This is a genomic window from Archangium sp., from assembly GCF_036388035.1.
In the GTDB taxonomy this organism is placed as follows: domain Bacteria; phylum Myxococcota; class Myxococcia; order Myxococcales; family Myxococcaceae; genus Archangium.
The window spans coordinates 1-4,517 of the sequence record NZ_DASVSO010000344.1; the positions used below are offsets into that span (position 1 = coordinate 1).

Sequence of the window (4,517 nt, forward strand, 5' to 3'; positions counted from 1 at the left end):
CCTCGAGGACGCCGTCGGCAACAACTACTTCACCGTCAACCAGGTGCTGCAGGTGCTGCCCCAGTTCCAGTTCTCCAAGGAGAAGCTGGAGGCGGTGCGGGTGCTGTGGACCCGAGTCCTCGATCGGCAGAACTCCTTCCAGCTCTACAACGCCTTCCAGTTCTCCAACGACAAGGCCGAGCTCAAGCGCATCATCAACGGCTGAGGCGGGCCCGAGAGGGCTGACAGGGCCAGGCTCGCGGGGCGCGGATGCCCCGGGGGTCTGGCCCTTCGCCTTTGCTGGCCCGGAGCGTGCACACTCGCTGGCGTCCCCCCCTTCGAGGAGACCCATGTACCGCCCGCTGCTCGCCGCCGTGTTGCTGCTCGCTCCCGTGGCCCTCTCTGCCCAACCCGAGGGCGAGCCCACCGCCGTCGCTCCCTCCGAGGCGCCGGAGCAGGCCGAGGCCGCGCCTCCTGCCGCCGAGGCCACCGGGGAGACGCTGTCCCGGGTGACGCTCAAGGACGGGCAGGTGCTGGTCGGAAAGGTGGTGCGCCATGACACGGATGGCGTGGTTCTGGAGGTGTCCGGGGGCGCGCGGCTGACGCTGTCCGCCGAGGCTGTGGAGCGCGTGGACGAGGAGCATGACGCCCGGGTGACGAGCGGCGGCACGGTGCGCTTCGCCGACCCGGGCCGGACCCGCTACCTCTTTGGCAACAGCGCGCTGATGCTGCGTGGCGGCGAGGGCTTCTTCAGCCAGCGCGAGCTCTTCCTCACCCTGGTGTCCCTGGGCCTGACGGACCACCTCACGGTGTCGGTCGGCAGCGTGCTGCCCCTGTTCGTGGTGGACAGGCGCTACGTCCATGTGGCGGGCGGGGTGAAGGTGGGCGGCTCGGTGTCGGAGCGCCTCCACCTGGCCGGGGGCGTGGAGGCGGTTGTGTTGCCCATCGCGCCGTCCACCTTCGGGCTCGTCTTCGGAGCCGTCACCTATGGCACCCCGGACGCGCAGCTCACGTTGAGCGCGGGCATCCCCTTCGAGTTCTACAGCGGAGGCAACCGGGTGGCGGAGCTTGTCGCCTGGTCCCTCGGCGGCTCCCTGCGGCTGACGGACCGGCTCGCCGGCGTCACCGAGCACTGGGCGTTGCTGGGCCCGAGCTACATCCCCACGCTGGTCAACTCGGTGGGCCTGCGGGTGCTCGGCGAGCGCTGGACGGTGGACCTCGGCGGCGCCTACGCGACGGGCCTCCCCTTTCCCTTGCCCTGGGTGAACTTCTCCTGGCACTGGGACTGATGCGCCCACGCACCCGGAGAGTGACGCTCCTCGCCGTCCTGGCGGGACTGCTGCTCGTCGCCCTGCTCGTCGTCCCGGACCTGCTCCGGGGCCTCTCCTTCGTGGCTCGTGCCGCCGACATGAAGGGTGGCCTCGTCGAGCGCCTCGCCCACTGGCGCACCGGCCCCGTCACCGAGCAGGAGGTGGGCATCCCCTCACGCCATGGGAGCCTGCGCGCCCGCGTCTTCCAGCCCCAGGACGGCCAGGGACGCACCGTGCTCGTGACTCCCGGCGTGCACGCGGGGGGCATCGACGAGCCCCGCCTGGTGAAGCTCGCCCGGGACCTCGCCGCCGGGGGCCTCACCGTCATCACCCCCGAGCTGCCCGACCTCGTGCGCTATCAAATCACCCCGCGCGAGACGGACATGATCGAAGACGCCGCGCTCTGGGCCGCCTCGCGGCCGGAGCTCGCGCCCGACGGGCGGGTGGGGCTGCTGGGCATCAGCTTCGCCGGGGGGCTCTCCGTCGTCGCCGCCGGCCGGCCCCTGCTCCGGGACAAGGTCGCCTTCACGCTGTCGCTCGGGGGACACGGGGACATCGAGCGCGTGCTCACCTTCCTGTGCACCGGCGTCCAGTCCGATGGCCAGCACCGCAAGCCCCATGACTACGGAGTGGTCGTCATCCTGCTGAGCGTGGCGGACCGGGTCGTCCCCCCCGAGCAGGTGCGGACGCTGCGCGCGGGCCTCCTCACCTTCCTGCGTGCCTCGCACTACGCCATGCACGATGCGCGGCGGGCCCAGGAGACCTTCGCCGAGGCCCGGCGCCTGCAGTCGGAGATGCCCGAGCCCGCCGCCACCTTCATGCGGTACGTGAATGAGCGGGACGTCGCCGCGCTCGGCCCACGGCTGTTGCCCCACGCGCGGGCCTTCGCCAACGACTCCGCGCTCTCACCCGAGCGCGCGACGGCCCCGGCCTCGCCCGTCTACCTGCTGCATGGCACGGACGACAGCGTCATCCCCGCCATCGAGTCCGAGCACCTCGCGCGCTGGCTGGCTCCCCGGACCGAGGTGCACCCGCTGCTCACGCCCCTCATCACCCACGCCGAAATGGATCGCGAGGCGGGGGTGGCCGACGTCTGGCGGCTCGTCGCCTTCTGGTCGGCGCTGCTCGACGAGTAGCCCGCCGCCTCAGGCCGGGGGCAGGCCGAGCAGCTCGCGAATCTGCGAGAGCATCTCCTGCTCGGAGAGGTGCACGGTGGTGTCGCTCGAGATGAGCATGCGCACCGTGGCGAGCACGTCGTCGGGGCGCTGGCGCAGCAGGCCGAGGTTTGGCGCCGGCATGGCCTCGCCCTGCTCCAGGCAGCGCTCCAGCCGCTGCAGCTCGGACAGGGGCACCTTCCAGCGCTGGGCCGCGCCGAGGAGCGCGCGGGCCTCGCTCACGTCTACCTCGTCATCGCTCCAGGCCACGTGCAGCAGCAGCTTGAGCAGCTCGATGTGGAAGCGCTCGTCATTGTTCGTGGGTGTCGTCATCCCGGTGTGCCTCCGTCCCCGAGCGTCGCGCGTTCCCGTGCTCGCGTCCACTCACGGGGCGTGCCGTTGCATACTCCGGAACGCGCCCTCCCGGCGCCTTCATCCCGGAGCACCCATGCTCACCACCCTGCTCGTCATCAGTGTGCTGCAATTGTCCCCGGCGGACGCTCCCCGGCTCGACACCCGCGAGACGTCCTCGTTCAGCCTGCTCACGCCGCGCGTCGCCACGCCCACCCCCTACGGGCTGCTCTCCCACGAGCACGTACCCGGCAGGCCCGCGCGCTCCTCGTCCTTCTCCGTCCTGCGCGCCTTCGGGGAGTTCTTCACCGGCTTCGGCTCGCAGCTCCTCATCGGCACCGGCATGTGGGCCGTCGAGGTCGTCTCCCTCTTCGGGGCCGCCATCCTCACCGATGCCTTCACCGGGGGCGAGGGCACCAACACCGTCCTGGGGGCGGGCACCCACGCGATGATCCTCGTCAACGGCGCCATCCTCCCGCTCCTCAGCACCATCCCCATCTGGCTCATCGCCAGCACCGACCTGGGGTACTCCCACAGCTTCGTGTGGACCTGGCTCTCGGGCGTCGCCACCTACGCCGCCTACTGGGCCATCCAGTACGCCCAGCCCATGCGCTACGGCGGGCTCGAGCTCGTCCTCTGGCCCACCCACGTCGGCAGCTGGCTCCTCGTCGCCCTGACGCAGACCCTCGTCGTCAACCTCACCAAGGAGGACCGGCGCTTCTCCGCCCGGGCTCCCTCCACCGCGCTCCTCAACGTCGACGGCAAGCGCCTCTCCGTGGGCGCTCCGCTCCCCGTGCTCGCCTCGGATGTCTCGCGCCCGGGGCGCGTGGTGCCCGTGTTCTCGCTCGCCCAGGGACGGTTCTGAGCGGCTCTCCCCAGGTCGATGGCGAGGTGGGGATTCCTGCTCCCCCGCCTCGCCGTCCGTTCACCCCCATTCCACCCAGAGGGAGGCGAGTGCGTGATTGGAGCACTTCCGCTTACCAGGCGGGAGGCGGGCTGTACGCGAGTCCATGAGGTGTCGTTTTCCCTGAAGTTCTCATATGACGAGTCCTGGCCACAGGAGGGGACCATGTCTCCCACCGCGCTGCGTCGCTTCGTTCCGGACAGGTCGTCTCGGCCCTTGTGGGGGCTGCTCACCGTGGTGCTCGCGCTGGTGCCACTCCGGGCGCTCGCCGAGGTGGATGTGTTCGGCCTGGGCAATGCCCAGCACGGCTCGCTGCAGGTGCGGGCCGCGGGCACCGTCATCAACGCCTCCACGCCACTCACCGCCGAGGCGCTCGCGGGCGCCAGCGAGCTGCACGTGGCGGACGTGTCGGCCTTCAAGGCGGGCGAGCTGGTGCTCGTGCTGCAGATGGGGAGCGACACGGCGCTGCCCGGGACCGGGGAGACCGACGTCACCGTGGACTTGGCGGGCTCGGGCGCGGGGCGGTGGGAGCTGGCGCGCCTGGCGAGCGTCGAGTCCGGGGTGCTGCGCCTCACCGCGCCGCTGGTGAACCGTTTCGCCACCGTGAGCCAGGTGGTGCGCGTGCCCGAGCACTCGGACGTGCGCATCTCGAATGGCAGCTCGCTGGTGGCGCCGGCCTGGAACGGGCGCAGTGGAGGGGTGCTGGCCTTCCTGACCACGGGCACCGTCTTCAACCAGGGCTCGCTGGTGGCGGATGGCGCGGGCTTCAAGGGCGGCGTGGCCGAGTTCAACGTGGCCACGGCGCTGTATGACTGTGCG

The 4,517-nt window shown here is 71.3% G+C and carries 5 protein-coding genes and 1 pseudogene; 5 read left to right on the forward strand and 1 reads right to left on the reverse strand.

Going from position 1 to position 4,517, the window contains the following annotated elements:
• From VF697_RS14125 to VF697_RS14135, 3 genes are all read left to right on the forward strand, one after another.
• On the forward strand, positions 1-205 hold a 205-nt coding region (locus tag VF697_RS14125; RefSeq protein ID WP_331095191.1), incomplete at its 5' end, for a DUF4476 domain-containing protein.
• A 124-nt stretch (positions 206-329) separates the two neighbouring features.
• A complete protein-coding gene (locus VF697_RS14130; RefSeq protein ID WP_331095193.1) occupies positions 330-1,268 on the forward strand; it encodes a hypothetical protein in 939 nt (312 codons plus the stop codon).
• Entirely contained in the window at positions 1,268-2,425 is a 1,158-nt protein-coding gene (locus VF697_RS14135) for a hypothetical protein (RefSeq protein ID WP_331095195.1), read from the forward strand. Before VF697_RS14130 ends, VF697_RS14135 begins: the two co-directional genes overlap by 1 nt.
• 9 nt (positions 2,426-2,434) lie before the next feature.
• Here VF697_RS14135 and VF697_RS14140 read toward each other — a convergent pair whose 3' ends face one another.
• Complete coding sequence (locus tag VF697_RS14140; RefSeq protein WP_331095197.1) at positions 2,435-2,776, reverse strand: TerB family tellurite resistance protein; 342 nt, start codon at positions 2,774-2,776, stop codon at positions 2,435-2,437.
• Positions 2,777-2,891: 115 nt separating this feature from the next.
• Between VF697_RS14140 and VF697_RS14145 the strand changes: the two genes are divergently transcribed.
• Both VF697_RS14145 and VF697_RS14150 read left to right on the forward strand, forming a co-directional pair.
• Positions 2,892-3,659 (forward strand): hypothetical protein, encoded by a 768-nt coding sequence (locus VF697_RS14145; RefSeq protein WP_331095199.1) that lies wholly within the window; start codon positions 2,892-2,894, stop codon positions 3,657-3,659.
• Positions 3,660-3,863: 204 nt separating this feature from the next.
• Positions 3,864-4,517: pseudogene (locus VF697_RS14150) on the forward strand (hypothetical protein); the annotation flags it as partial.

Bases quoted from the DNA above. Each gene is read 5' to 3' on its own strand.
- VF697_RS14130 (WP_331095193.1), top strand. From the start codon at position 330: ATGTACCGCCCGCTGCTCGCCGCCGTGTTGCTGCTCGCTCCCGTGGCC.
- VF697_RS14135 (WP_331095195.1), top strand. From the start codon at position 1,268: ATGCGCCCACGCACCCGGAGAGTGACGCTCCTCGCCGTCCTGGCGGGA.
- VF697_RS14140 (WP_331095197.1), bottom strand. From the start codon at position 2,776: ATGACGACACCCACGAACAATGACGAGCGCTTCCACATCGAGCTGCTC.
- VF697_RS14145 (WP_331095199.1), top strand. From the start codon at position 2,892: ATGCTCACCACCCTGCTCGTCATCAGTGTGCTGCAATTGTCCCCGGCG.